This is a genomic window from Janthinobacterium sp. GW823-FHT06H09, from assembly GCF_058794735.1.
The window spans coordinates 315,560-339,248 of sequence record NZ_JBXAHC010000005.1; the positions used below are offsets into that span (position 1 = coordinate 315,560).

23 protein-coding genes are annotated in these 23,689 nt (G+C 65.7%); 12 read left to right on the forward strand and 11 right to left on the reverse strand.

Annotation, left to right across the window (positions count from 1 at the left end; translation table 11 throughout):
* Positions 1–119 precede the first annotated feature (119 nt).
* From AC1Q6X_RS10585 to AC1Q6X_RS10595, 3 genes are all read left to right on the forward strand, one after another.
* Positions 120–1,541, forward strand: coding sequence for an MFS transporter (locus AC1Q6X_RS10585; protein ID WP_492496823.1), 1,422 nt, complete (start codon positions 120–122; stop codon positions 1,539–1,541).
* Positions 1,538–1,945 (forward strand): DUF4440 domain-containing protein, encoded by a 408-nt coding sequence (locus AC1Q6X_RS10590; protein ID WP_492496825.1) that lies wholly within the window; start codon positions 1,538–1,540, stop codon positions 1,943–1,945. Before AC1Q6X_RS10585 ends, AC1Q6X_RS10590 begins: the two co-directional genes overlap by 4 nt.
* 88 nt (positions 1,946–2,033) lie before the next feature.
* Positions 2,034–2,207 carry a hypothetical protein gene (locus AC1Q6X_RS10595; protein ID WP_230504384.1) on the forward strand — a complete coding sequence of 58 codons (174 nt, stop codon included), beginning with the start codon at positions 2,034–2,036 and terminating at the stop codon, positions 2,205–2,207.
* A 46-nt stretch (positions 2,208–2,253) separates the two neighbouring features.
* On the opposite strand, the gene AC1Q6X_RS10600 is transcribed toward AC1Q6X_RS10595, so the two are convergent.
* Positions 2,254–2,718 (reverse strand): DUF2269 family protein, encoded by a 465-nt coding sequence (locus tag AC1Q6X_RS10600; protein ID WP_492496827.1) that lies wholly within the window; start codon positions 2,716–2,718, stop codon positions 2,254–2,256.
* Positions 2,706–4,016, reverse strand: coding sequence for an SDR family oxidoreductase (locus tag AC1Q6X_RS10605; protein WP_492496829.1), 1,311 nt, complete (start codon positions 4,014–4,016; stop codon positions 2,706–2,708). Before AC1Q6X_RS10605 ends, AC1Q6X_RS10600 begins: the two co-directional genes overlap by 13 nt.
* Positions 4,017–4,095: 79 nt before the next feature.
* On the opposite strand from AC1Q6X_RS10605, the gene AC1Q6X_RS10610 reads away from it, so the two are divergent.
* The 5 genes from AC1Q6X_RS10610 to AC1Q6X_RS10630 all read left to right on the forward strand — a co-directional run bounded on the left by AC1Q6X_RS10610 (position 4,096) and on the right by AC1Q6X_RS10630 (position 7,379).
* A complete protein-coding gene (locus AC1Q6X_RS10610; protein ID WP_492496831.1) occupies positions 4,096–4,563 on the forward strand; it encodes a hypothetical protein in 468 nt (155 codons plus the stop codon).
* Between the two features lie 102 nt (positions 4,564–4,665).
* Positions 4,666–5,022, forward strand: a complete 357-nt coding sequence (locus AC1Q6X_RS10615; protein WP_492496833.1) for a hypothetical protein — start codon at positions 4,666–4,668, stop codon at positions 5,020–5,022.
* Positions 5,023–5,050: 28 nt separating this feature from the next.
* Positions 5,051–5,962 carry a manganese catalase family protein gene (locus AC1Q6X_RS10620; protein ID WP_230504393.1) on the forward strand — a complete coding sequence of 304 codons (912 nt, stop codon included), beginning with the start codon at positions 5,051–5,053 and terminating at the stop codon, positions 5,960–5,962.
* Positions 5,963–5,986: 24 nt separating this feature from the next.
* Positions 5,987–6,889, forward strand: a complete 903-nt coding sequence (locus tag AC1Q6X_RS10625; protein WP_492496836.1) for a ZIP family metal transporter — start codon at positions 5,987–5,989, stop codon at positions 6,887–6,889.
* Positions 6,890–6,962: 73 nt separating this feature from the next.
* The gene (locus tag AC1Q6X_RS10630; RefSeq protein WP_492496838.1) at positions 6,963–7,379 is read left to right on the forward strand and encodes an Imm44 family immunity protein; all 417 of its coding nucleotides are present in this window, start codon (positions 6,963–6,965) and stop codon (positions 7,377–7,379) included.
* 22 nt (positions 7,380–7,401) lie between these two features.
* Here AC1Q6X_RS10630 and AC1Q6X_RS10635 read toward each other — a convergent pair whose 3' ends face one another.
* The 5 genes from AC1Q6X_RS10635 to AC1Q6X_RS10655 all read right to left on the reverse strand — a co-directional run bounded on the left by AC1Q6X_RS10635 (position 7,402) and on the right by AC1Q6X_RS10655 (position 14,143).
* Positions 7,402–7,977 (reverse strand): DUF1349 domain-containing protein, encoded by a 576-nt coding sequence (locus AC1Q6X_RS10635; protein ID WP_492496840.1) that lies wholly within the window; start codon positions 7,975–7,977, stop codon positions 7,402–7,404.
* Positions 7,978–8,002: 25 nt separating this feature from the next.
* Complete coding sequence (locus AC1Q6X_RS10640; protein ID WP_492496842.1) at positions 8,003–9,391, reverse strand: efflux transporter outer membrane subunit; 1,389 nt, start codon at positions 9,389–9,391, stop codon at positions 8,003–8,005.
* The gene (locus tag AC1Q6X_RS10645; RefSeq protein ID WP_492418726.1) at positions 9,388–12,480 is read right to left on the reverse strand and encodes a MexW/MexI family multidrug efflux RND transporter permease subunit; all 3,093 of its coding nucleotides are present in this window, start codon (positions 12,478–12,480) and stop codon (positions 9,388–9,390) included. Before AC1Q6X_RS10645 ends, AC1Q6X_RS10640 begins: the two co-directional genes overlap by 4 nt.
* A 12-nt stretch (positions 12,481–12,492) precedes the next feature.
* Positions 12,493–13,593: an efflux RND transporter periplasmic adaptor subunit gene (locus AC1Q6X_RS10650; protein WP_492496844.1), complete on the reverse strand. Its 1,101-nt coding sequence runs from the start codon at positions 13,591–13,593 to the stop codon at positions 12,493–12,495.
* Positions 13,594–13,660: 67 nt separating this feature from the next.
* Positions 13,661–14,143, reverse strand: a complete 483-nt coding sequence (locus AC1Q6X_RS10655; protein ID WP_492496846.1) for a DUF2165 family protein — start codon at positions 14,141–14,143, stop codon at positions 13,661–13,663.
* Between the two features lie 125 nt (positions 14,144–14,268).
* Here AC1Q6X_RS10655 and AC1Q6X_RS10660 point away from each other — a divergent pair, with 125 nt between their 5' ends.
* Complete coding sequence (locus AC1Q6X_RS10660) at positions 14,269–14,928, forward strand: helix-turn-helix transcriptional regulator (RefSeq protein ID WP_492496848.1); 660 nt, start codon at positions 14,269–14,271, stop codon at positions 14,926–14,928.
* On the opposite strand, the gene AC1Q6X_RS10665 is transcribed toward AC1Q6X_RS10660, so the two are convergent.
* Positions 14,925–16,190 (reverse strand): MFS transporter, encoded by a 1,266-nt coding sequence (locus AC1Q6X_RS10665; RefSeq protein WP_492496951.1) that lies wholly within the window; start codon positions 16,188–16,190, stop codon positions 14,925–14,927. The two genes, AC1Q6X_RS10660 and AC1Q6X_RS10665, sit on opposite strands and share 4 nt — an antisense overlap.
* Before the next feature lie 112 nt (positions 16,191–16,302).
* On the opposite strand from AC1Q6X_RS10665, the gene AC1Q6X_RS10670 reads away from it, so the two are divergent.
* Positions 16,303–17,202, forward strand: coding sequence for a LysR substrate-binding domain-containing protein (locus tag AC1Q6X_RS10670; protein ID WP_070223293.1), 900 nt, complete (start codon positions 16,303–16,305; stop codon positions 17,200–17,202).
* On the opposite strand, the gene AC1Q6X_RS10675 is transcribed toward AC1Q6X_RS10670, so the two are convergent.
* Positions 17,199–17,951 (reverse strand): SDR family oxidoreductase, encoded by a 753-nt coding sequence (locus AC1Q6X_RS10675; RefSeq protein ID WP_230504408.1) that lies wholly within the window; start codon positions 17,949–17,951, stop codon positions 17,199–17,201. The two genes, AC1Q6X_RS10670 and AC1Q6X_RS10675, sit on opposite strands and share 4 nt — an antisense overlap.
* 117 nt (positions 17,952–18,068) lie before the next feature.
* Positions 18,069–19,100, reverse strand: coding sequence for a methyltransferase domain-containing protein (locus AC1Q6X_RS10680; RefSeq protein WP_492496851.1), 1,032 nt, complete (start codon positions 19,098–19,100; stop codon positions 18,069–18,071).
* Positions 19,101–19,227: 127 nt separating this feature from the next.
* Between AC1Q6X_RS10680 and AC1Q6X_RS10685 the strand changes: the two genes are divergently transcribed.
* Together AC1Q6X_RS10685 and AC1Q6X_RS10690 are read left to right on the forward strand one after the other, a co-directional pair.
* On the forward strand, positions 19,228–20,118 hold the full coding sequence (locus AC1Q6X_RS10685) for a helix-turn-helix domain-containing protein (RefSeq protein ID WP_492496853.1): 891 nt from the start codon (positions 19,228–19,230) through the stop codon (positions 20,116–20,118).
* A gap of 57 nt (positions 20,119–20,175) precedes the next feature.
* Positions 20,176–20,580, forward strand: coding sequence for a VOC family protein (locus tag AC1Q6X_RS10690; RefSeq protein ID WP_070223284.1), 405 nt, complete (start codon positions 20,176–20,178; stop codon positions 20,578–20,580).
* A gap of 123 nt (positions 20,581–20,703) precedes the next feature.
* Here the strand turns inward: AC1Q6X_RS10690 and AC1Q6X_RS10695 are convergent, their stop codons facing one another.
* Complete coding sequence (locus tag AC1Q6X_RS10695; RefSeq protein WP_492496855.1) at positions 20,704–23,574, reverse strand: insulinase family protein; 2,871 nt, start codon at positions 23,572–23,574, stop codon at positions 20,704–20,706.
* Positions 23,575–23,689 lie beyond the last annotated feature (115 nt).

A 23,689-nucleotide genomic window follows, 5' to 3' on the forward strand; every position in this document is an offset into this window, starting at 1 on the left:
AAAAAGAAAGATGCGGCTTGCAGGGCTTTGTCAAAATGGGTTTGACAGTGTAATCGGCGCTGGCCCGTTACGCAAATGACGATGGACGCTTAAGCTGGCCGTTTGCCATTTGGAGCACCATGGACTATCGCAAAAAAGTGGCGGCCATCTATCTGCTGGGGTTTTTCGTCGACCTGATCAACATGTTCATCACCAGCGTCGCCTACCCCGACATCGGCCATGCCTTGCACGCCTCGGTGGCGCAGCTGGCCTGGATCAGCACCGCCTACATCCTCGGCCTGACCATCGTCATTCCCGCCAGTGCCTGGCTGGCTGCCTGTTATGGCAGCAAAACCGTGTTCATGGCATCGTTGCTAACTTTTTTATGCGCGAGCATCGGCGCCGGCCTGGCGCCCTCGATTGAGGCGCTGATCGCCTGGCGCTGCGTGCAGGGCCTCGGTGGCGGCTTGCTCATTCCGCTGGGGCAAAGCATGACTTACCAGCTATATCAACCTGCGGAGCGCCCCGGCCTGTCCTCCGTCATCATGCTGGTGGGCTTGCTGGCGCCCGCCCTGTCGCCCGCATTGGGTGGCGTGATCGTTGACAGCCTGTCGTGGCGGGCGATTTTCTATTTGAACGTGCCGTTCGCGGCGCTGGCGCTGCTGCTGGCCGCCTGCTGGCTGCGTCCCGATCCGCCGCGCGCGGCCGTGCCCCGTCTCGACGTGGGCGGCCTGCTGGCGGGCAGCACGGCGGTGTTGCTGCTGCTGCTGGGCTTGACCATGCTCGGTACGCCGGGCGAGTTGCTGACCGGCGCCGGCGTGCTGGCGCTGGGCGCCGCCTGCGCGTGGGGCTATGTGCGCGGCGCGCTGCGCAAGTCGACGCCGCTGCTCAACCTGCGCCTGGCCGCCGAGCCGCTGCTGCGCATTGCCATGCTGATGTACCTGCTGGTGCCGGGCGTGTTCATGGGCGTGAGCCTGTTGGCCATGCTGTATCTGCAGGGCGTGCTGGGCATGCCGGCATCGACGGCGGGCGCCTTGATGCTGCCATGGGCGCTGGCCTCGTTTGCGGCCATTTCGCTCACCGGTAAAAGCTACCGCCGCGTGGGGCCGCAGCCGCTGTTCATCGCGGGCGCCCTGCTGCAGGCGGCGGGCATGCTGATGCTGTTGTGGGTGGACTCCGCAGATCAATTATTCTGGCTGGCCGGCGCGTATGCCGTCATGGGCTTTGGCGGCGGCTTGTGCAGCAGCACGGCGCAAAGCACGGCGTTTTTGCGCACGCCGGACGCGCAGCTGAGCCAGGCCAGCGCCGTGTGGAATATCAACCGCCAGCTGGGCTTTTGCCTGGGCGTGGCGCTGCTCAGCGTACTGCTCAATGGCTTGCTGGCGGCGCACGGTATCGCATCGCTGGACGACCCTGCCCTGCATGCGCGCGCGGCGCAGGTGTTTCACTGGTGCTTTGCCTTGGCCGCCAGCGCGTGCGTGCTGCCTTTGGCGCTGTGCATGCGCATCGACAACCGCGCCGTTCTCGACCTTTTACATCACCATGGAGCAAGCAAAAAATGAATGCTACAAATCTTTATTTTGACGACGTCTTATCCACGCATGTGCTGATCCGCGCATGGCTTTCCGGCGCAGCCACGGCACCCGAACATTGCGCCGGTTTGCTCGCGCGTTTTTCGCCCGCTTTCACGATGGTGTCACCGGGCGGCAAGCAGCTCGATGGCGCGGGCTTGGCAGCGTTTTTCCGCGCCGCCGGCGCCAGCCGTCCTGGCTTGCAGATGCGCATTTCGGATCTCGTTCTGATACAGGAAAGTGCGGCCGGCGCCACCGTGTCCTACCGCGAATTCCAGTCGCTGCCCGGCGCGGAAAACACCGAGCGCTGGTCCACCGTCGTGTATGAAAAAACGCCCGATGGCGCTTTGCTGTGGCGCCACCTGCATGAAACGTGGGCCGTGCGGGCGGATTGATCCTACAGCGTGGCGGCGGGCGCGCCGATGGACAATGGCGCTGCGGCGGCTAGGCTGACAGCGTCCCCTCGTTCATCAGGAGCGCCTCATGACCAAGCAAAAATCACAAGCTGGCCAGAACCGCCAATCGGCCGGCCCCACGGAAGAAAAAAGCGACACCGGCAACGACAATGCCAGGCGGGGCAAGGAGGCGGCCAGCCATACCAAGGCCGGTACCGGCAAGGGCGCCGGCGGCGGCAAGAAGCAGGGCCGCAAGCACTGACTCCAGGCACCGAATCGGGGCACGGAGTCGTGCTGCGCCACGGCGCTCAGGCCGGCTTGGCCGTCATCAAATAAAACACGATGATGAGGGCGAAGAAGGCGGGCACGCCCAGCGCGGCCCAGATGCGCAGGTAGCGCCAGTACAGCGCGGGCAAGGCCAGGCCGTCGCGCGCGCTGGCCTGCGCCATGTCGCGCATGCGCATCTGCAGCCACACGACGGGCAGCCAGCAAGCGCCAGCCACCAGGTACAAGGCCACTGACCAGACGATCCAGCCGCTGCTCAAGGGAAAACCGGCCAGGTGCACCAGGTAAAAGCCGCTCAGGGGCTGGAATACCACCGTGGTGGCCGTAAACAGCCAGTCGGCCCGCACCACGTGGCGGCTGACGACGGCGATGGCGCGCACGTCGCGGCTCAGGCTCGTGAACAGCAGGTAGAAGGCCGAGCCGATACCTGTGCCGAAAAGCAGGGTCGACGAGACGATGTGCAGCCACTTGATGGTCAGGTATTCCATTCCTTTTCCTCCAGTTGGTACAGCAGCCACAGGGCCGCCAGCATGGGCAGGTTTTTCGTCAGGGGGCCATACGGATGCCACAGGAATTCGGGCAGACGCATGGCGATCCAGACGGTATAGAACAGGATCAGCGCGCCCTGTGCCGGCCATAGCCAGCGCCGCCACGGCGGGCGCAGGACCATGGTGGCCAGGCCGAACAGCAGGTCGAGCAGGCAGGCGCCGGCCAGCAGCAGCGGCGCCCAATCGGGCGGCACGCCGCTGCGCGCGAGCAGGCGGTAGCTGTCTTCCACGGGATAGACGCCGGCCGAGACGATGGCCGTGACGATCCACACGATGGCCAGCGACAGGCGCAGTATCGGCAGCAGCCAGTCCAGCTGGGCGCGCACGGCCGCACCGCGCGCGTCGCTGATGAACTGCGCCACGGGCCGTGGCGCGCGCCCCAGTAAACGCCGCGTGAGCCCCGCATCGGCGGTATTGCCCCGTTCGAGCATGCCCAGGGTGGCGCGGTCCGGCATGGCAAAGCCCAGCAGCCTGGCCAGCAGCAGTACGGGCGGCATCAGCCGCCTGGGCAGCGGCACGACGCGCAGGCGTCCCAGGCCCATGGCCGCGCGCAGGGCCGTCAGGTAGGCAGTAAACGGCAGCGCCTGCGATCCCACGACGGGCACGCGGCGCGTCTTCTGGCCGCCCAGCGCGCCCGCGCCGCGCACCAGCGCCACGATGACATCGGTCAGGTCGTCCACGTGCACGGGCTGCACCAGCTGCGGCGCGCGGCCGAAGCGGGGATAGACGGGCAGGCTGGCCAGCATGCGGAACAGGCGCGCGCTGCCGCCCTCGTCGCCATACACGAGCGAGGGCTGGACGATGACGGCGCGCAGCGGCAGGCTGGCGAGAAACTCGTCGGCCGCCTTCTTGCTCATGTGGTAGGGCGAGACGGCGCCCGCGTCGGCGCCCAGGGCCGACAGCTGGATTACCAGCTGCACCTCGCTTTCGGCGCAGGCGGCGAACAGGGCGCACGGCGTTTGCGTGTGCAAGGCGGCAAACGTCTGCGCGCCATGCTCGGCGATGATGCCCACGCAATTGATGACGACGTCGATGCCGTCCAGGCGGGGCAGCCATGCGGCCTTGGCCGTGTCGCGTGCGAAATCGGCGTCGATCAGGCGCACGCGCGGCTCCGCGCCGATGCGGGCATGGGGACGCGCACGGTGTGTCGTGCACGCGAGCTGGAAACCTTCGGCCAGCAGCGCGGTCGAAACATGCGTTCCGATGAAACCGCTCGCCCCCGTCAGCAGTATGCGCATGCATGCCCCCTTCTGATGGGGATTGGATAGGCCTTTTGCGTTTCAGTTCACTGTGCGCATACACCACTGGAGAAAAACCATGCCTGCCTTGCCACTGGCCCTGCGTTATGGCGCCCTTTCGGGCAGCCTTGCCTCCCTTTTGTCCGCCGTCGCCCTGGCCGTTTGCGGCCGGCGCGAAACGGGCAGCATGTTCTCTGCCGTCAACGCCATCAGCCACTGGCTGTGGGGCGACCGGGCGGCGCGCCGCGATGACGCCACGCTGAAGCACACGGTGCTCGGCTACGCCATCCACCATTGCAGCGCCATGTTCTGGGGCGTGCTGTTCGAGCGCTATGCGGCGCGCATCCTCGACCGGCGCCGCGCGGCGTCGACCGTGGCGGCGGCGGCCGGCGCCACGGCCATCGCCTGTTTCACCGACTACCAGCTCACGCCGCACCGTTTGCAACCGGGCTACGAAATGCGCTTGTCGCGCCCGTCGCTGCTGCTGGTGTATGGCGCTTTCGGCATCGGCCTGGCCGCCGGCGCGCTGTGGCTGCGGCGGCGTTGACGCACGGGATGCTTTCCTACATGGCGCCACGCCGCGCGCCTATCTTGCCGGCGCGTGCGCGCCAGTAGCATGGTGCTTCCCTCATCACGTCAGGAGAATCCCATGCAGGAAAAACACGGTAATACGCCCCAGCATCCCACCGACCAGGGCCGCAATACGCGCATGGACAAGACCGACGCCGGCAAGGCGGCGGGCGACGCCTACGCCAGCCAGGGCGGCGGCAAGCTCGCCAGCGGCAACGTCAACAGCGGGCACTGGGCGAATGACGTCATCACGCCGCAGGGCGGGCCCGATCCCGTGGAGCAGGAAAACATGGCCACCCTGGGACAGCCCGAGCATCGCGACCACGTCAAAGGCGTGAGCCAGCAGCCGCAGAGCGAAGCGGGCAAGCTGGCCGACGACAGGCCGGGCCGCAACGAGTCGAAGGACATCCACAGGTCATTGAACCAGCACGAGTAGGCTGCGTGCCGGGAATGAGGAGAGCACCATGTTTGCACACAACAAGCGACTGCAATATACGGTCAGGGTGGAGCAGCCCAATCCCGGGCTGGCCAACCTGATGCTGGAACAATTCGGCGGCCCGCAGGGCGAGCTGGCAGCGGCCTGCCGCTACTTCACGCAAGCGTTGGCTGAAGACGACCCGGGCCGCAAGGACATGCTGTTCGATATCGCCACCGAAGAGCTGAGCCACCTGGAAGTGATCGGCAATATCGTCGTCATGCTCAACAAGGGCGCCAGGGGGCGCCTGGCCGAGGGCGTCGACCAGGCCGCCGAGCTGTACCGCAATATCACGGGCGCGGGGAACGACAGCCATGTGACGCAAGTGCTGTATGGCGGCGGCGCGCCGCTGGTCAATTCGGCCGGTGTGCCATGGTCGGCCGCCTACATCGACACCATCGGCGAACCGACGGCCGACCTGCGCTCGAACATCGCCGCCGAGGCGCGCGCCAAGATCGTCTATGAGCGCCTGATCAACCTGACGGACGATCCGGGCGTGAAGGAGGCGCTGGGCTTCCTGATGACGCGCGAAGTGGCGCACCAGAAGTCGTTTGAAAAAGCGCTGTATTCGATCGAGCCCAATTTTCCACCGGGCAAACTGCCAGGCGACCCGCAGTATGCGGATGTGTATTTCAATATGTCGCAGGGGCCGGGCGAGGAACGGGGGCCGTGGAACCAGGGCGGCAAGTGGCAGTATGTTTCCGATCCGCGCCAGCAGATGGCGGTGGACGGCGGCACCGGCGAGGCGGAAGTGAAATTGCCGAAGGACGAACTGGCCACCGTGCAGCAGATGGCGGCGCGCACGGCATCGAATCCCGATGCCGATCCGCTGACGGGCGCGGAACTGGGGATGCGGCCCAACGGCCGCAACAATGGCGCTGCGCCGGACATGCCGCTGTAGGCCGTGCGGCGGCAGCGCCCGGCAGTGAGCAGGCAGCGCAACCTGGCGAGCGTAGCCAGGCAGCTGTCCGGCCGGCGCCTGCCGGGCCTTGCCCTGTGCGGCGGCGCCACCCTGCTCCTGCTGGCGGCCGCCTTGGGCGAACTGACATGGCGCCACGCCGGCGTGCCTGCAGCGCTGCTGGGCGGCGGCGTGGCCGCTGGTGCCACGGCACTGGGCACCTTGCCCGTGCTGCTGTCGCACAGGTTTTCACAGCGCGGCTACGATGGTTTTCTCGGCTTCGGCGCCGGGGTGATGCTGGCGGCAACGGCATTCTCGCTGATCTTGCCGGCCCTGGCTGCCGCACGCGCACACGGCGCCACGCCCATGGCGGCCGGCCTGACGGTTGCCATGGCCATGGGCGCTGGCGTGGCGCTGATCATCGCGCTCAATGTCGCCGTGCGCCCGCACGTGCAGGCCGATGCGCTCGATGCCGCCGCTGCCAGCAGCCTGAAACGCGCGTGGATTTTTGTCCTGGCCATCACCTTGCATAACCTGCCCGAAGGGCTGGCCATCGGCGTCGGCTATGCGGGCATCGATCTGGACAAGGCCAATGCGCTGGCGGCCGGCATTGCCATCCAGGACATCCCGGAAGGGCTGGTGGTGGCGCTGGCGCTGCGTGGCGTCGGTTATGGCCGGCGCCTGTCTGTGGCCATGGGCGCCGCCTCCGGCCTGGTCGAACCCGTGGCGGCCATGGCGGGCCAGGCGCTGATCGGCATGTCCTCGACCCTGCTGCCATGGGGCTTGGCCGCCGCCGCCGGCGCCATGCTGTTTGTCATCGTGCACGACGCCATTCCCGAGACGCACCGCAGCGGCCATGGCGGTGTTGCCAGTACCGCACTGGTGTTCGGATTTCTCCTGATGATGGTGCTCGATACTGCCTTGAGTTGATGGCACTGTGCTCGTGCGCTGCCTGAAGGACGATGCACGTATCATGCGATGCCTGCACTCGGAGAAAACAAACATGCGCATAGACACGACATCGGACTCGCCAAGCTGGAGCAAAGTCTTTGACATTGCTGATGAACTGCGGCAGCTTGGTCCCGTGATGGAAGAAAAATATCCTGATCTCGACTGGGAATTGTTTGTCTGCCTGCGCTGCCTGCCGAAAGACTTGCAGAGAAAAACCTTTTGCCGTTACTACGCCGGCGATAAAATGTTTGGCCTCGATATCGCCATGGATGAGGAAGACTTTGTACCGGTGAAAAAAAACACGCCGGCACAACGCCAATTGATCGGCGCCGCCTTTTTCACTTTTTTTGTGGCAAGCATCCAGAAATACGAGAAAAAACTCCCGGGACTTCAGCCTGTTTCAGCGCAACTGATCGCCGATGTGCGGCAATGGTGCGTCGACAATCAGTGGCTCGATGCCGCCGTCTGACGCGCCATGCACACGCCGGCGCTCAAGTGAGGTCGTGCAGGTCCTTGCGCTGCACCGGACCCACCGTAAAATGCGAAAATGCGACCTCGAGTCCACCGCGTTCCGGCGTGCAGCACATGGGTCCGACACGGTAGTGGCTGGCCTCGGGAAACGGCGCCAGGCGCATCAGCGGCCACAGCTTGCCATCGGTCGAATACTGCACCCGGATGACGCCCTTTTCCACCGTCACGCGCAGCCAGAAACCGTCCGGCATGGCGGGCGCGATGCTGACGGCCCAATCCGATTTATCCACCGTCAGCACGGTGCTCAACAGCAGCTGGCCGTCGGAAAATTCGACGCCGCATTTGATCCAGTGTTGCTCGTCGATGCGCACCATCATGCCGGCCTGGTCGTACAGCGCCGCGTACTGCGCGGCCACGTGCAGCTGCGCCGTGAAATCGCCATCGACTTCCGTGCCGAAAAAGTGGCCGCTGTCGCGGATAAAACCATACGAGGTCTTGCGCCAGAAATCCGTGTTCGCATCCGTCGTTACGCGCAATTGCGCGCCGTCGGCGGACCAGTTTTCCGGTGGATTGAGCCAGCTGCCTTGCGTGAACATCGGATTTCCTCCTGATCGAAAAATGCTACATAGTTTGCCCCCATCCCAGCGCCTTGTACAGGGCAATCGCATCGATGTAGGACGCCGTCTCCGCCAGCAGCGCTTCGCGCCGGATATCGTACAAGGCGCGCTGGTTTTCCAGCACCGCCTGATAGCTGCCACCGCCGCCCGCATAGCGCGTGCTGGCGATGCCGAGGGCCGCGTTGCCGTGGCGCGCCGATTCCAGCAGGGAGGCCAATCGCGTCTGGTTTTCCGCCAGCTGCGTGACGGCGTTTTCTACGTCTTCCTGCGCCAATAACATCGTGTGTTCATAGCGTGCCAGCGCGCCCTGTGCCTCGGCCTGCGTGCCGCGCAAGCGCGCCTTCACGCTGCCCAGGCGGAAGGCCGGATAGCTGACGGAGGGCGCCACCTCAAAGGCGCGCGCGCCGCCATCGAACACGCCGCTGCCGCGCAGTGCGAAGAAGCCCAGAAAGCCGCCGAGGCTCAGGCGCGGATACAGGTCGGCCGTGGCGGCACCCACGTCTTCGCTGGAGGCGGCCAGCAGGCGCTCGGCGCGCACCACGTCGGGCCGCTGCTTGATCAGCTGATTCACGTCACCGAGGGGAAGCTGGCCGGCCAGCGGCGCCTGCTGGCGCGGTGTGGTCGCCAGCGCGATGGCGCCAGGCGCTTGCCCGCTCAGCACATCGAGCCGGTACTGCGCCTGGCGCAAGCCCGCCTGCAACGGTGGCAATGCCGCCTCGCTGCGCGCCAGGTTGGCCAGCGCGTTGTGGCGTTCTTCCGGCAAGCCGCTGCCGGCACGGATGCGCGCGTCGATCAATGCCACCGTATCGCGCCAGCTTTGTACCTGCGCCTGCGTCAGCGCCAGGTTTTGCTGGTAGCCCAGCGCCTCGTAGTAATTGCGCGCCACCTCGGCGGCTATCGTCAGCCGCACTTGCCGCAAGTCCGCCTGCGCCGCATCGGCGCGCGCCTGCGCCGAACGGCTCATGTGCGCGAGGCGGCCGAACAGGTCGATCTCCCATTGCGCGTCGAATCCCACGCGCGTGCTGGCGCTGGCGGTGCGGCTGTCGGGCGTGTTTTGCTGCACCGTGCGCTGCCAGCCCGCCTGCCCTGTGACAGCGGGCAGTTCGTCGAGCCGGCGCTCGTCGAAGACGGCGCGCGCGGCCAGCAGGTTGGCTTGCGCCTGCGCGATATCGAGGTTGTGTGCGAGCGCGCTGGCGATCAGCTGCGACAGCCGTGCATCATCGAAAAACGTCCACCACGCGGCCTCGCTGACGGCGCCCGTGCCAGCTGCGAATTGCGCTTGCTGCGGGCTGGCCAGGGTGATGGCGGGCGTGCCCGGCGTGACGTAGGCGGGGCTGACGGCGCAGCCGGCCAGCACGGGGAAAAGGGCGACAAGATAGCGGTAATTTTTCATGGGGATTCCTTCAGCGCCTGCGACAGGTCGCGGGCGCGCGGCGTGGCATGGTCGGCCGTGTGGCGGCGGGCCAGAAAGGTGTACACGGTGGGCAGCACGAACAGGGTAAAGAAGGTGCCGATCAACATGCCCGAGACGATCACGACACCGAGGCCGAAGCGGCTGTTGGCGCCCGCGCCGGAAGCGAACAGCAGCGGCACCAGGCCCACCACCATGGCGGCCGTCGTCATCAAGATCGGGCGCAGGCGGATCTGCGCCGCCTTGCGGATGGCCGTGATGCGGTCGAGCTGTTCATGCACCTGCAATTCGTTGGCAAATTCCACCATCAGGATGCCGTGCTTGCTGATCAAGCCGATCAGGGTCACCAGGCCGATCTGCGTGTAGATGTTGACGGTGGCGTAGCCGAGCGCCAGCGGAATCAGGGCGCCGCAAATCGACAGCGGTACCGTGATCAGGATGATCAGCGGGTCCGTCAGGCTTTCGTACTGGGCCGCCAGCACCAGGTAGATGACGACGACGGCCGCCAGGAAGGCCAGCAGCAGGGCATTGCCTTCCGTGGCGAACTGGCGCGCGTCGGACTGCCAGTCGTAGCTGAAGCCGGGCGGCAGGGTTTTCGCCACGCCGTCGAGGAAGGCGACGGCGTCGCCCAGGGTCACGCCGGGCGCCGGCACGCCCTGGAAGGTGGCCGCGTTTTGCTGGTTGAACTGGGTCAGCATGTTCGGCTCGATCTGTTCCGTCACCGAGACGACGGCGGACAGGGGCAGCAGGCTGCCATCGTCGGCGCGCACGTACTGCTGCGTCAGGGCTTGCGCCGTGAGTCGCTGTTCGCGCGGGCTTTGCGCGATGACGTCATAGGCGCGGCCATCCATGCCGAAGCGGTTCAGATAATTTTCGCCCACCAGCACGGCCAGCGATTCGCCGATGTCCTGCATGCGGATGCCCAGGCTGTTCGCCTTCGAGCGGTCCACGCGCACTTTCACCACGGGGTTGTTGTAATCGAGGTCGCTGTCGACGACGGCAAACAGGCCGCTATCGCGCGCGCGCTGCTTGACGTCTTCCATGGTGCGGAACAGGGTGGCGTAATCCTGCGCGCTGCGCAAGACCATCTGCACGGGCAAGCCGCCGCTCGATCCCGGCAAGGGCGCCAGCTGGAAGGCGAAGATGCTCGTGCCTTCCACGTCGCCCACGGCGTGCTGCAATTCCGCCTGGATGACGGCCGCGTTGCGCGCGCGTTCGGCCCACGGCGTCAGGTTGATGCCGCCGATGCTCGATGCCGGACCTTCGCCGCCGTTGATGATCCAGCGCGAGTGCGTTTCGGGGATATGCTTGTAGATGGCATCGAGCTTGTACGAAAAGCGCTCGACATAATCGAGGTTGGCGTGCTGCGGCGCCTTGATCGCCGTCAGCACGCTGGCCTGGTCTTCCGCCGGCGCCAGTTCGCGCTGCGGCAGCAGGTACAAAAACGGCAGGCTCACCATCACCAGTGCGGCGAAACCGGCACTGAGCCAGCGGTGGTGCAGCGAGCGGTCCAGCAGGCGCGCATAGCGGCTGGTCAAACCCTCGAAGAAATGCTCGGCGGCGCGGGCCATGCGCCCTTCCGATTGTTTCGGCTGCAGCAGCAATGAGCTCATCACGGGCGACAAGGTCAATGCCACCACGCCCGACACCACCACGGCGCCGGCCAAAGTGAGCGCGAATTCCTTGAACAGCGCGCCCGTGAGGCCCCCCATCATGCCGATCGGCGCATACACGGCCGCCAGCGTGATCGTCATGGCGATCACGGGGCCGGCCACTTCGCGCGCACCGACCAGCGCGGCGGCCACGGGTGTCTTGCCCTCCTCGATATGCCGGTGCACGTTTTCCACCACGACGATGGCGTCGTCGACCACCAGGCCCACGGCCAGCACCATCGCCAGCAGGGTGAGCAGATTGATGCTGAAGCCGAAGGCCAGCATCAGCGCCGCCGCGCCCAGCATCGACAGCGGAATCGTCACGACGGGAATCAGCACGGAGCGCAAGGAACCCATGCACAGGTAGATGACGATGACGACGATCAGCAGCGCTTCGAGCAGGGTGTGCGCCACCTCGTCGATGGACGACTGGATGAAGCGCGCCGTCTCGAACGCCAGCTCCACTTTCACGCCGGGCGGCAGGGTTTTCTGGATCTCGGGCAGCAGTTTTTTGATGCCGTCGACGATCACCAGCGGGTTGCCGCCCGGCGTGGGCGACAGGCCCAGGTACACGGCCGGCACGCCATCCATGATGCCGCTCGTTTCCGTCGCGGCCGCGCCCAGTTCCACCGTGCCCACGTCCTTCAGGCGCACGAGCGACGCGCTGTCATCGCCGCCCTTGCGGATGACCATGTCGCGGAACTCGGCCACGCTGGTCAGATCCGTGTTGACGCTGATGTTGGAGACGACGAATTGTCCCTTCACCTTGCCCGGCGCCGCCTGGTAGTTATTGCGCCGCACGGCGTCGGCCACGTCGGCTGCCGTCAAGCCGCGCGCCGCTAATTTTGCCGGGTCGATCCACAAACGCATGGCCAGCTGCTGGCCGCCATACACGTCGACCTTGGCCACGCCGTCGATGGTGGCGAACATCGGCTGCACCACGCGCGCCAGGTAGTCCGTCAGCGCGGGCGCCGAGACGCTCTCGCTGGCAAAGCCCACATAGGCGACGGCCGAGGAATCGCCGGCCGAGCGCTCGATGACGGGGTCAAAAGCGCCTTCGGGCAGCTTGTAGCGCACCTGGTTGACCTTGGCCATCACCTCCGTCAACGCCTGCGTGGAATCGCGGTTCAGTTCCATGCGCACGGTGACGGTGCTGCTGCCCTGCACCGACGACGAGGTCAGGTAATCGATGCCTTCCACCGACGACACGGCTTGCGCGATCGGCTGCGTGACAAAACCCTGCATCAGTTCCGCCGAGGCGCCCGGATACGTGGTTTTCACGGTGATGGTCGATGATTCGAGCATCGGATACTGGCGTATCGGCAGTTGCAGGATGGCGATCACGCCCAGCATTAGAATCAGGGTGCTGATCACCAGCGCCAGCACGGGGCGGCGCACGAATAAATCGGTAAATTTCATCGTGTGCGCTCCTTAGGAACCGGCCTTGGGCGCGGCGCGCTTGGCCTCGTCCAGGGTGTTGGCCACGGCCTGCACGGCCATGCCGTCGGCCAGTTTCAGCTGGCCCGAAGCGACCACGCGCTGCCCTTCGCGCAAGCCATCGATAATGGCGACACGGCCCCCTGCCCGCTCGCCCAGTTTGACGCCCACGCGCTTGACGGTGAGCGGCTGTTTGCCCTCCTGCTGCGCGACAAAGACCGTGTCGCCGTAGGCGCTGTAGGTCACGGCCGTTTCCGGTACCGTCAGCTGCTGGCCCGCCTCGCGCGCCACGCGCACATTCGCGTACATGCCGGCTTTTAAGGCGCCGCGCGGATTGCTGAGCGCCGCCTGTACCTGCACCATGCGCGAGCGGGCGATCAGCGGGTCGATGGCGTTGATCTTCGCCGTAAAGACGTCGCCCGGATACGCGTCCACCAGCACTTGCACGGCCTGGCCCGGCGCCAGCTTGGCGCTGCTCTGTTCATCGAGGGCGAAGTTCACCAGCAGCGACTTCGTGTCGATCAGGCTGGCCACCGTGTCGGCCGCGTTCAGGTACTGGCCCGCGTGCACCTTGCGGATGCCCAGCTGCCCCGCGAACGGCGCGCGGATGGTCTTTTGCGCGATCAGCGCCTCCGTCTGGCGCACGTCGCCCAGGGCCGCATCGCGCGCGGCCAGGGCAGTGTCGAGCTGCTCCTGCGTGGCCGCCTTTTCCTTGACCATCTGCAGCGTGCGCGCATGGCTGCTTTCCGCGTTTTTCAGCTGTGCGCGCTGGCGCAGCAGCATTGCCTGTTCTTGGGCGTCATTGAGCTGTACCAGCACGGCGCCGGCCGCCACGCTCTGGCCCGATTCGAAGCGGATTTGCGTGATCCGGCCGCCCGTTTCGGCCGCCACTTGTACTTGCCGCGCCGCTTCCAGTTCGCCCACGCCCGCAAAAAAGCGTTCCTGCGTGCCCAGCACGACAGGGACCAGCGCCACCTTGGTGGCCGGGTAAGCGGCGGCATCGGCCGCATGCGATTCGGCACGGGGGTACAGCGCGGCACCGGCGACGGCCAGGGCGATGGCCAGCGCGGAGGCGCCGACGATTTTCGTATTCATGATGAAGTCCTTTACAGCAGTACAAAGGGAAAAGTACAAAGGGAAGAAGAGGCGCAGCGGAGGCTGATCAGGTCCGCTGCGCGTTGAAGAGTACAAACAGGGCTATGGTCCACAGCAGCAGCACCAGGTGCGTCGTCTGCAAGCCTTCCTGCGCGATCCAGTAGCCGAACCACAGGCCGCCCAGGTGCATCAGCAGCAAAAAGGCGGCCATCGCGCACAAGGCCAGGTTCAGCCAGGGCAAGCCAGCGGCCAGGCCGCCGCCGAACAACAGCGCCACGCCCGTCCAGGCGGCGATGGCGGCGCCAAGTTGCAGCGCCAGCACCACGCCCAGCGAGAGCCGGTGCAAGGTCAATGAGGTGAGCGCGCGGCGCAGCAGCGGCGTCTGGATGGTCGGGTCCTGGCGCAGCGGGTCCATGCGCATGGTGTTGCCGATGGCCCAGACGGAGCCGTGGAAGGCGTGCAGGTTGTTGATGGCAGCCAGGGTCAGCCAGGAGGCCAGGCCGGTAGCGAGGATGGCGTGAAACAGCCAGATCGAGTGAGACAGTTGCATGGGAAAATCCTGTCAAAAGAGTACCTTGCCGGCATGCAGGCGTGGAAACTCCTCGACAGCGGGGAGCTACCGGCCTATTATGCAAGCAATTAGTTGGTTAACTGGCCCCATGATAGTTGAGCGAAATGAATTACACAAGTAAACGTTTGGATAATAGCGAGGCGCCGCAAACGACGGAGCGCATCCTGTATTTCATCAAGACCAAAGGACCCGTCTCCACGGCGAGCCTGGCCAAGACCCTGGACATGACGGGCGAGGCGGCGCGCCAGCAAGTGCAAAAGCTGGTGGCGGCGGGCCTGATCGAAGGACGCCAGGAAGCGCAGGCGGGCGCGGGACGGCCGCGCCAGAACTGGGTCTTGACGGAAGCGGGCAATGCGCGCTTTCCCGACACGCATGCGCAGCTGACGATCAAGCTGATCGGTTCCGTGCGCCAGCTGTTCGGCGAGGCGGGGCTGGATAAACTGATCACGCAGCGCGAAGAGGAAAGCCGCAGCGCGTACGCCTTGGCGTGTTCGGCGCCGGACTTGCCCACGCGGCTGCAGCAGCTGGCCGCCGTGCGCGATGAAGAGGGGTATATGGCGCGCGTGGAAGCGGACGGCGACGACTGGCTGCTGATCGAAGACCACTGCCCCATCTGCGCCGCGGCGCGCACCTGCCAGGGCTTTTGCCGCTCCGAACTGCAGCTGTTCCAGGAAGTGGTGGGGCCAAGCGCCAGCATCGTGCGCGAGCAGCACGTGCTGGCGAACGCGATGCGCTGCGTTTACAGGATTTCGCCGCTTTCTTAAGGCTTCGGAAACAGCGGCCAGGTCAGCAGCGCCACCAGTCCCGCCAGCCACCATACGACGGGCCAGTTGCTGGCCGCCAGCAGGTGCGGGATGGCCATCGGCGTGAGGAACAGCCCCACGTAGACGGCCGTGTTCGCCATGCCCAGGGCCGTGCCCGCGTTGGCGCCGCCCGCTTCCGTGGCCAGCTCCGTGTAGGCCACGCCATGCCAGGCGGACACGGCGATGCCGGCGAGCACCACGGCGGCCATCAGCAGCCAGCCCGGCGACTCCAGCCAGGCGATGCATCCCAGCAAAATGAATGCAGTCAGCGCCACCAGGGCCGAGCCGCGCAGGTAGGCGGGCCGGTTCGCGTGGCGGTCCGTATGGCGTCCGCTCCAGATGCGCATCACCATGGCGCCCGCCTGCAGGGCCACCATCACGGCCGTGATGGCCGCCAGGCCCAGGCCGCCATGGTCGTGCAGGAAGACGGTGGCGTAGCTGAGCACGGCAAACTGCGGTACGCACAGCAAGCCGATGGCGGCTACCATGCGCCAGACCTTTCGATTGCGTAACGGTGGCAGTGGCTTGACCCCGGACAGGCTTTTGGACGCATTGTGCGGCCCCTTGGCGGCCTCGGCAGAGAAATCGGGCTCATGCATCCAGCGCCACGTAAAAAACGCCGACAGGCCGCATACGAGGGCCAGGGCGCCGAACACGGGCATGAAGCCGTAGCGCGATGCCAGGCTGGGCAGGACGAGGGCGCCGAGGCCGCCGCCCAGCGGCACGGCCGTCTGGCGGATGCTCATGGCGAAACCCCGTTCGCCGGGGCCGAACCAGCGCATCACGGCGCGGCCGCTGGCGCCGTTCACGCTGCCGCCCAGCACGCCGACCAGGGCCAGCCCCGCCGCCAGCGCCCATAAGGGCGGCACGGACCCGTCAGCGGGCGTAATCCACAGCAGCAAGGCCAGCAGCGCCAGCATGGTGCCCAGCAAGCCGGTCAGCAGCACGGGGCGGTCGCCCCAGCGGTCGGTGGCCATGCCCCATGGCAATTCGGTCAGGGCCACGCCCAGGCCCATGGCGCCCAGCGCCACCCCCAGTTCTGTATTGCTCAGGTGATAGCCGCTGCGCAGCCAGATGGCCGTGGTGGGCATGCCGTTGGCGGCGGCGGAAAAGCTGGCATTGGCCGCCACGCCGACGGCGAGCACTTTCCAGCGGTGGGCGTCGCCCAGCACGGGCGCGGTGACGGGGACAGGAACGGGAATGGCTTGGCAACGGGGGCTCATGGCAGGGAGAGAAAAGTGGTTGACCCTGACAGTGTCGCGCGCTACGATCATTCTGAATATCAGATAATTTACGCTGTACCATCCCAAAAAACCGGACGATTGCTTCCGCGCCATGAGCCTGCTTAATTTCGACATCGCCTTTCTGCGCAGCTATGTGGCTGGCATCGAGCTGGGCAGCTTTGCCCGCGCGGCCGACAAGGTGGGCCGCTCCACCTCGGCCGTCAGCGCGCAGCTGAAAAAACTCGAGGAGCAGGCGGGCATGCCCCTGTTCCGCAAGGATGGCCGGGGCCTGGCGCTGACGCCGGCCGGCGACGTGCTGCTCGGCTATGCGCGCCGCCTGCTGGAACTCAACGACGAGGCAGCCGTCGCCTTGCGCGGCGCGGAGCTGGAAGGGTGGATCCGGCTGGGCTTGCAGGAGGATTTTGGCGAAGCCTTGCTGCCCGACGTGCTGGGGCGTTTTGCCCGCGCGCATCCGAAAGTGCGCATCGAGGCGCACGTGGCGCGCAACACGGCCCTGATGGAAGGGCTGGCCATGGGCCAGCTGGACCTGGCCCTGCTGTGGGGCGGCGCCTGTATCGCCGACGTGGCCGAATATCCGCAGCAGCAGCGCCAGCATATTGCCGAACCGTCCATGCGCTGGATCGCCTCCTCCAGTCTGGCCTGGCGCCCCGAGTCGGGCGAGCCTTTGCCGCTCATTACGTTCGACCGCGAATGCCTGTTCCAGCGCTGCGCCACGCAGGCGCTCGATGGGGCCGGCATCGCCTGGCGCACGGCGTTTACCAGTCCCAGCCTGGCGGGACTGTGGGCGGCGGCGGCGGCCGGGCTGGGCGTGACGGTGCGCACGGGCCTGGGCTTGCCCTCGACCGTGCGCGCGCTCGATCACGTGGAAGCGGGCTTGCCCGCCCTGCCTCCGCTGTCGCTGGAATTGCTGCGCGCCTCAAGCGTGTCCAGGCCGCCCGTCGAGCGCCTGGCCGGCTTGATCATCGAATCGCTGCAACAGGATGCCGCTTAAAACGCCTGCGCCGTCGGGCGCAGCACGATCTCATTGATAGCCACGTCGGCCGGCTGCTCGATCGCATACGCGATGGCGCGCGCCACGGCATCGGCGGGAATGGCGATCTGGTAGAACTCCTTGACGGCCTTGGCACTCTCTGCGTGGCTGCTGCCCTGGCTCAATTCCGTGTCGACGGCGCCCGGCGCAATGACGGTGGTGCGGATGGTGCCGCCGCTGGCCGCCAGCTCGTGGCGCAAGCCTTCCGAAATGGCGCTGACGGCAAACTTGGTGCCGCTGTAGACGGTACCGCCCGGGCTGAAGACTTTTAGCCCCGCCACCGACGAGATATTGATGAAGTGGCCGCTGTTTTGCGCCTGGAAGTATGGCAGGACGGCGGCGATGCCGTTCAACACGCCTTTGATGTTGATATCGATCATGTTGTTCCACTCGTCGACTTGCAAGGCGCTCATCGGCGCGATGGCCATCAGCCCCGCATTGTTGATCATCACATCGACTTTGCCGAACACGGCCAGGGCCGTGTCGACCAGGCGTTTCAGGTCGCCCGCCTGAGTGACGTCGGTCTGGGCAATGGCGGCCTGGCCGCCGGCGGCCGTGATTTCCTCGGCGATGGTATTAAGCAAATCCATGCGGCGCGCACCGAGCACGACGCAGGCGCCCAACGCGGCCAGATGGCGCGCGGTGGCTTCGCCCAGGCCGCTGCTGGCACCGGTGATGAGGACGACTTTCCCTGCAATAGCTTGACTCATGATGGGTTCCTTGTGAAGGCAGCACAGTGCTGCGGATGACATCGATCAATGCCGGCACAGCTTAGCGCATTTGCGTCCTTTTTTGCTATAAAAAAGATAATTACCAAATGGTAATTGTTAGGCACGAGCAATCAGCACCTGCACGGGCGCCATGGGAAAATCGCTGGCTCCGTATTGCTCCACTTGCCGCCAGCCCGTGTCGCGTAGCAGCTGCGCCAATTCACCGTGCCGTGTCACCGTGCGGCCCAGCATGCGCATCGGCAAGTAATACGGCAGCACCCGCGCCGCGTCGCCCGGCGCCGCCGCGATTTCCGCCTGCACGCAGACGAGCACGCCACCGGGCTTCAAGGCCGCCTGCATCTTGCTCAAGGCAGCCGCCATGTCTGGCACGAAATGCAGCACGGACGAGCACCAGATGAGGTCGTAGCCGCCGCCGATATCGTCGCTGTCCAGGTCGCCGCCCAGGGTCTCCAGGCGGTCGGATAGTTGCGCATGGGCGATGTTCGCGGCCGCCACGGCCACCGTTTCCGGCCAGTCGAAAACGCAGCCGTGCACGCCCGCATGGGCTTGCGCCAGCGCAATGGCCACCCAGCCGGGACCGCCGCCCGCGTCGAGCAGGCGCAGCGGCGTGTTGCCGTCCGCAAACGGGGCGACGCGCTGCATCACGCACAGGGCGGCGCGCATGGTGACGGCGCGCTGCTCCTGGCCGATCTGCTGCTGCGCGGCGGCGGCCCAGTTGACCCCGCTCGCCGTGCTGTAGGGCGTTACTTTTCCGCCGTCGCGCACCAGGGTGTTGAGCTGCGTGGCGAAATGGCGCAGCGCGTGCAGCCGGTACAGCCAGGCGTCGCCGCAAAAGGCAACAGAGTCGCGGCAGAAATACTGCAAGGTGGTGGCCGTGCAGCGGTAGCGTAGTGCCTCAGTATCGGCGCCGTCGCGCTCCAGCACCTGCATGCTCCAAAGCAATTCCAGCAGCAGGGCCGTGTGCGGCCCATGCAGCGACAGGACGTCCGCCAGTTGCGCCGGCGTGTGCGGCGTGGCCAGCACCTCGAAAATACCCAGTTCCAGGGCGGCGGCCAGTCCATCGGCCTGGACGGGCGCGACGGCCAGGTCCCAGTATGGTTGCAAGGCGTGTTGCGTATCGAATGACATGATCTTCCTTTCGGCGAGGTGGGCATCAGCGTCATTTTATGCAACAATGAGAATAATTATCATTTGCATTTATATGCGGCACGGCGTATTTCGTATGCGCGACGGCGCGCAAGGACAGGGAGGAGCGATGAGGGGACAGGACAGGGAAGCGGCAGGCTGGACGCGGCGCCAGCTGGACCCGGGGTTGAAAGAGTGCCGCGCCGACCAGCGCCAGGTCGACCAGGGCTTGCTGCTCGTGCATTCCGACTACCGGCCACGGCTTGCGCTCGTCGAGCCATCGCAGCATGACGACGGGGGCGGCATGGTGATCACCATCGGCCTGGAAGGCGCGTCCGCCTACGCCACGCGCGATGGCGAACAATTGCGTTTCCAGGGTGGCCATACAACGATGACGGTGTTCCGGCACGTCAGCGGCGAGCGCCGTTTCGAGGCGCATCAACGGGCGGCGCAATTGCGCGTGCTGGTCGATGAAGAGGCGCTGGCGCGCTACTGGCCGGAGGGGTTGGCGTCCCTGCTGCCCCACGGCGGCGCGCGCCAGCTGGCGCATGCGGCCACCACGGCGGCCGCTACCCTGCACGCCCGCTCGCTGCTGCGCGCGACGGACCCGCTGGCCGTGCATATCAGCGTGCTCAGTATCCTGGCGGAACAGCTGCGGGGACTGCGGCCTGCGCCCGTTCTTGTACCGCGCTGGTCCGAGGCCGACATCGTCAAATTGGAACGCGTCTACGCGCTGATGCAGGAGCAGATGGCGCAGGCACTCACGCTCGATTACCTGTGCGCGCAAGTGGGCTTGAGCTTGTTCAAACTCAAGCAGGGATGGCGTTACCGCTACAACGACAGCCCGCAGCGCACCCTGCTGGCGCTGCGCATGCAGCGGGCAAAGTTACTGCTGGAAAATGGTTGCCAGGTGGCGCAGGCGGGCTGGCAAACGGGCTACCGCCACCCGGCCAATTTCAGTGCCGCCTTCAGCCGCTATTTCGGCTATGCGCCGAAGACCGTGGGCCGCGCGGGCGCGTAAAAAGCCGGTGTAGAATCGGCGGGCAGCATCCATAACTACGACCCACAAGGAGACATGATGGCCCGCAAAATCTTTGTCAATCTGCCCGTCCAGTCGCTGGAACGCTCCGTGGCGTTTTTCACGGCGCTGGGCTTCAGTTTCAATGCCCATTTCACGGATGAAACGGCGACGTGCATGATCGTTGCCGACGATATCTTCGTGATGCTGTTGACGCACGACAAATTCAAGCAATTCACGCCCAAGCAGCTGTGCGATACCAAGGTGGCGACGGAAGTGCTCGTGTGTTTGTCGGCCGAGAGCCGGGGCGAAGTCGATGCGCTGGTGGCAAAAGCCGTCCAGGCGGGCGGCAGCATCTACAAGGAGCCGATCGATTTCGGCTTCATGTATGGCCACAGTTTCCAGGATCCCGATGGGCATCAGTGGGAATTGATGTACATGGAAGCAGGCGCCGTACCTGGCTGATCGGTGGTGGTGTCGGATTACGCGGCGTGCCGCCGCTAATCCGACCTACGCTACGGCTCAGGCAGATCGGGTAGGTCGGATTAGCGCGGCAAAGCCGCGCGTAATCCGACGTCTCCGGCCAGCTTAGGAAGCCAGCGCCAGCAAATCGACCACGTCCAGGCCGGCCAGGTCTTGCGTCGTATTGCCCGCAAACGCGGCGCGGCTTTGCTGGCCGTTTTTCAGCCAGGTGCGCGTGACGTCCTTGATCTGCGCCAGGGTGCAATTGAGCACGCCGGTACGGAACTGCTGGCGCACGGCTTCCGTCGTGCCCCGCTGCTGCATGTTCCACGCCGTCAGCGCTTCCGCGTACGGCGAGTGCGGCTTGTCGAGGCCCTTGATGACGCAGATGATCGCTTCTTCCACCTGCTCTTGCGAGAAATCGCCGTCGAGGATCTGGTCGAGCGTCGTGCCGAAGTCGGCAAACGTGCCGGCCAGGCGCGGATCGCGGTAGGAGCTCAGCGTGAACGTGCCGGCGCCGGCCGCGTAGCTGGCGCTGCCGCCATACGCGCCGCCTTTTTCGCGCAGGGCCGTATGCAGCACCTGGTTGGTCATCAGCTCGGCAGCCACGGCCAGGGCCGCAGCGTCCGGATTGTGTACGCCTGGCACGGCCCAGGAAACGAAGCAATGGTTGATCTGGCTCGTCGCATGCAGGGCCGTGTTGGCCAGTGGCAAGGCAGCCGGAGCGGCGGCAACGGCTGGTGCGGCCGCATCTTTGCTGGCCGCTGGCAACTCGAGCAGACGTGCCAGGGTGATGCCATCCTGCTCCAGGCCCGCGCACAGCACGGTCGGCGGCTGGGCGATGATGTGCGCATGCAGGGTGTCGAGTTCGCGCGCGATTTCCTGCAAGCCTGCCGACGTCTTGCTCAACTGCTGCAAACGGCGGTAGAACGGCAAAGCTGCCGGGCCGCCGACGATGTCGTCGAAGCGGCGCGTTGGCGACAGCGGGGCCGCCGACGCCAGCATGGCGTAGCGGTTGCCCGATTCGGCCAGGCTGGAGAGTTTGTCCTGCACCAGGCTTTCGATCAGGAAGGCCAGGCGCTCTTCTTCATCGAAGCGTGGCTTGGCGATCCAGGCCGACAGCACGGCGGCGATCGCCGCGTGTTCTTCGCGCAAGCCGCTGGCCGAGAACGACAATTCCACGCGCATCGCTTGCTGCGGGCGCGGGATGGCTTCCAGGCCGATGTGGAACGACGGCACCATGCTCTGGCGCCAGGCGCTGGCGTCGTCGAACGACATGTCGCCCACGCCCAGTTCCGGCGCCAGGTCCGTGTACAGGCGCAGCCAGGGCCACGACGCTTCCGGCAAGCCCGATACGTCGTACAGCACATTGGCATAGCTGATGCCGTTCGAGGCAATGCTGAACGCCACGGCGCCATCGACGGCCGGTGGAATCGGCAGGGCCGGGCGCGGCGCGGCGCTGACGTCGCCCGGGCGGATGCGCGGCAGCACTTCCGAATTCGACGGCAGTTGCTGATGCGCTTCCAGCGCGGCGGACTCGGCCACGATGTGTTCGCGCTCGGCATCCGTCAGCTTTGCCTGCAGGGCCGCCAGTTTGGCGTCTTCCTGCGCGGCGCGGTCCGTAAAATAGGCGCTGTCGGGCACCACGTGCGTCGTCAAACGGGTCGGGTTGGCGATCAGCTCGCGTACCAGCTGCTTGAAGAAGGCCGGGTCGTCGATCTGCTGTTCCAGGGTTTCCAGGATGGCCGCATTGTCGAAGGCATCCATCACGTTGCCGTCGTACATGGCCAGCGGCAAGGCGTGCAGCAAACGGCCCAGGCCGTAAGGCATGCGGCCGCTGCTGATTTCGCGCTGGCTGTATTTGATGTCGCGCAAGGCCGCGTGCAGCACGGCGGCGGGTATGCCCTCTTCCGCCGTTTCTTCCAAGGCCGTCCAGATGCGCTGGTGCGCATCGGCGATCTGTTCCTGCGTCAAACCTTCCATGCCGATGTGGAACACCATCTGGCGGATGCCCGCGTCACGGCCATTCATGTCCGATGGGCGGCCATAGCCGGCCGATTCCATGGCGCGCATGACGGGCGCCGACGATTCACCGAGCAAGCCGTGCGACAGCAAATGCGCGTGGTAGTAGGCGATGGGGTCGCTCGATTCGCCCATCAGCCAGGCAAATTGCAGGCCGAATTCATCGTCGCGCGCTTCCTGCGAAGGAATCTTGACGATGTTTTCCTGCGGCGCCGTCCACGCGGGCGCCAGCTGCGGCAGGCGGCGCGGGCTAAAGCCGCTGAGCTTGGACAGCACGCGCTCGGCGACCTGCTCTTGCACGGCCGACGCTTCGATATTGCCGGAGGTCATGATCACGGCTTGCGAAGGATGGTAGTGACTGGCGTGGAATTCTTTCAGCATGGCATGCGTCAGCTCGGGGATATTCAGCGGATCGCCGCCCGATTCCACTTCATACGTCGTGCCCTTGAGCAAGGCGCTGGCGATGCCGCTGTCGAGTGCGCGCATGGGGCTGTTGAAGGCGCCCTTCATTTCATTGAAGACGATGCCCTGGTACACGAGCTTGTCGCCTTCGAACGCATGGCGCCAGCCTTCCTGGCGGAAATTCAGGTAATCGAGGTTGGGGAAGAAGGCGGCGTCGAGGTACACGTCGAGCAGGTTGAAGAAATCCTTGCGGTCGGTGCTGGCGAACGGATACACGGTGCGGTCCGGATAGGTCATCGCATTCATGAAGGTGGCCGTCGAGCGGCGCAGCATCGAGAAGAACGGGTCGCGCACCGGGTAGCGCGACGAACCGCACAGGGCCAGGTGTTCGAGGATGTGGGCGCGTCCGTCGCTCAATTCCGGCACAGTGGGAAAGGCCACCAGGAACACCATCTCAGCCTGCTCGGTATGCATGTGGATATGGCGCATGCCCGTTGCTGGCTCGACATATTGCTCGATGGTTGCCTGCAAGACTGGAATGAAGTTGCTGCTGACTTTTTCAAATGTGCTCATGCGGTATGGGATCTCTTCGGTAGGTGATTCGGAGTGTCGGTGGGGCTGCATCACATGTGGGGGCAAAGTGGCGCAATGCCAGGGCCGTGGGCTACTTTGATGCCTGCGTGAAGTT

What these genes read in the sequence shown, in the direction of transcription:
- AC1Q6X_RS10585 (WP_492496823.1), top strand. Translation starts at nt 120, where the DNA reads ATGGACTATCGCAAAAAAGTGGCGGCCATCTATCTGCTGGGGTTTTTC.
- AC1Q6X_RS10590 (WP_492496825.1), top strand. Translation starts at nt 1,538, where the DNA reads ATGAATGCTACAAATCTTTATTTTGACGACGTCTTATCCACGCATGTG.
- AC1Q6X_RS10595 (WP_230504384.1), top strand. Translation starts at nt 2,034, where the DNA reads ATGACCAAGCAAAAATCACAAGCTGGCCAGAACCGCCAATCGGCCGGC.
- AC1Q6X_RS10600 (WP_492496827.1), bottom strand. Translation starts at nt 2,718, where the DNA reads ATGGAATACCTGACCATCAAGTGGCTGCACATCGTCTCGTCGACCCTG.
- AC1Q6X_RS10605 (WP_492496829.1), bottom strand. Translation starts at nt 4,016, where the DNA reads ATGCGCATACTGCTGACGGGGGCGAGCGGTTTCATCGGAACGCATGTT.
- AC1Q6X_RS10610 (WP_492496831.1), top strand. Translation starts at nt 4,096, where the DNA reads ATGCCTGCCTTGCCACTGGCCCTGCGTTATGGCGCCCTTTCGGGCAGC.
- AC1Q6X_RS10615 (WP_492496833.1), top strand. Translation starts at nt 4,666, where the DNA reads ATGCAGGAAAAACACGGTAATACGCCCCAGCATCCCACCGACCAGGGC.
- AC1Q6X_RS10620 (WP_230504393.1), top strand. Translation starts at nt 5,051, where the DNA reads ATGTTTGCACACAACAAGCGACTGCAATATACGGTCAGGGTGGAGCAG.
- AC1Q6X_RS10630 (WP_492496838.1), top strand. Translation starts at nt 6,963, where the DNA reads ATGCGCATAGACACGACATCGGACTCGCCAAGCTGGAGCAAAGTCTTT.
- AC1Q6X_RS10635 (WP_492496840.1), bottom strand. Translation starts at nt 7,977, where the DNA reads ATGTTCACGCAAGGCAGCTGGCTCAATCCACCGGAAAACTGGTCCGCC.
- AC1Q6X_RS10640 (WP_492496842.1), bottom strand. Translation starts at nt 9,391, where the DNA reads ATGAAAAATTACCGCTATCTTGTCGCCCTTTTCCCCGTGCTGGCCGGC.
- AC1Q6X_RS10645 (WP_492418726.1), bottom strand. Translation starts at nt 12,480, where the DNA reads ATGAAATTTACCGATTTATTCGTGCGCCGCCCCGTGCTGGCGCTGGTG.
- AC1Q6X_RS10650 (WP_492496844.1), bottom strand. Translation starts at nt 13,593, where the DNA reads ATGAATACGAAAATCGTCGGCGCCTCCGCGCTGGCCATCGCCCTGGCC.
- AC1Q6X_RS10655 (WP_492496846.1), bottom strand. Translation starts at nt 14,143, where the DNA reads ATGCAACTGTCTCACTCGATCTGGCTGTTTCACGCCATCCTCGCTACC.
- AC1Q6X_RS10660 (WP_492496848.1), top strand. Translation starts at nt 14,269, where the DNA reads ATGAATTACACAAGTAAACGTTTGGATAATAGCGAGGCGCCGCAAACG.
- AC1Q6X_RS10665 (WP_492496951.1), bottom strand. Translation starts at nt 16,190, where the DNA reads ATGAGCCCCCGTTGCCAAGCCATTCCCGTTCCTGTCCCCGTCACCGCG.
- AC1Q6X_RS10670 (WP_070223293.1), top strand. Translation starts at nt 16,303, where the DNA reads ATGAGCCTGCTTAATTTCGACATCGCCTTTCTGCGCAGCTATGTGGCT.
- AC1Q6X_RS10675 (WP_230504408.1), bottom strand. Translation starts at nt 17,951, where the DNA reads ATGAGTCAAGCTATTGCAGGGAAAGTCGTCCTCATCACCGGTGCCAGC.
- AC1Q6X_RS10680 (WP_492496851.1), bottom strand. Translation starts at nt 19,100, where the DNA reads ATGTCATTCGATACGCAACACGCCTTGCAACCATACTGGGACCTGGCC.
- AC1Q6X_RS10685 (WP_492496853.1), top strand. Translation starts at nt 19,228, where the DNA reads ATGAGGGGACAGGACAGGGAAGCGGCAGGCTGGACGCGGCGCCAGCTG.
- AC1Q6X_RS10690 (WP_070223284.1), top strand. Translation starts at nt 20,176, where the DNA reads ATGGCCCGCAAAATCTTTGTCAATCTGCCCGTCCAGTCGCTGGAACGC.
- AC1Q6X_RS10695 (WP_492496855.1), bottom strand. Translation starts at nt 23,574, where the DNA reads ATGAGCACATTTGAAAAAGTCAGCAGCAACTTCATTCCAGTCTTGCAG.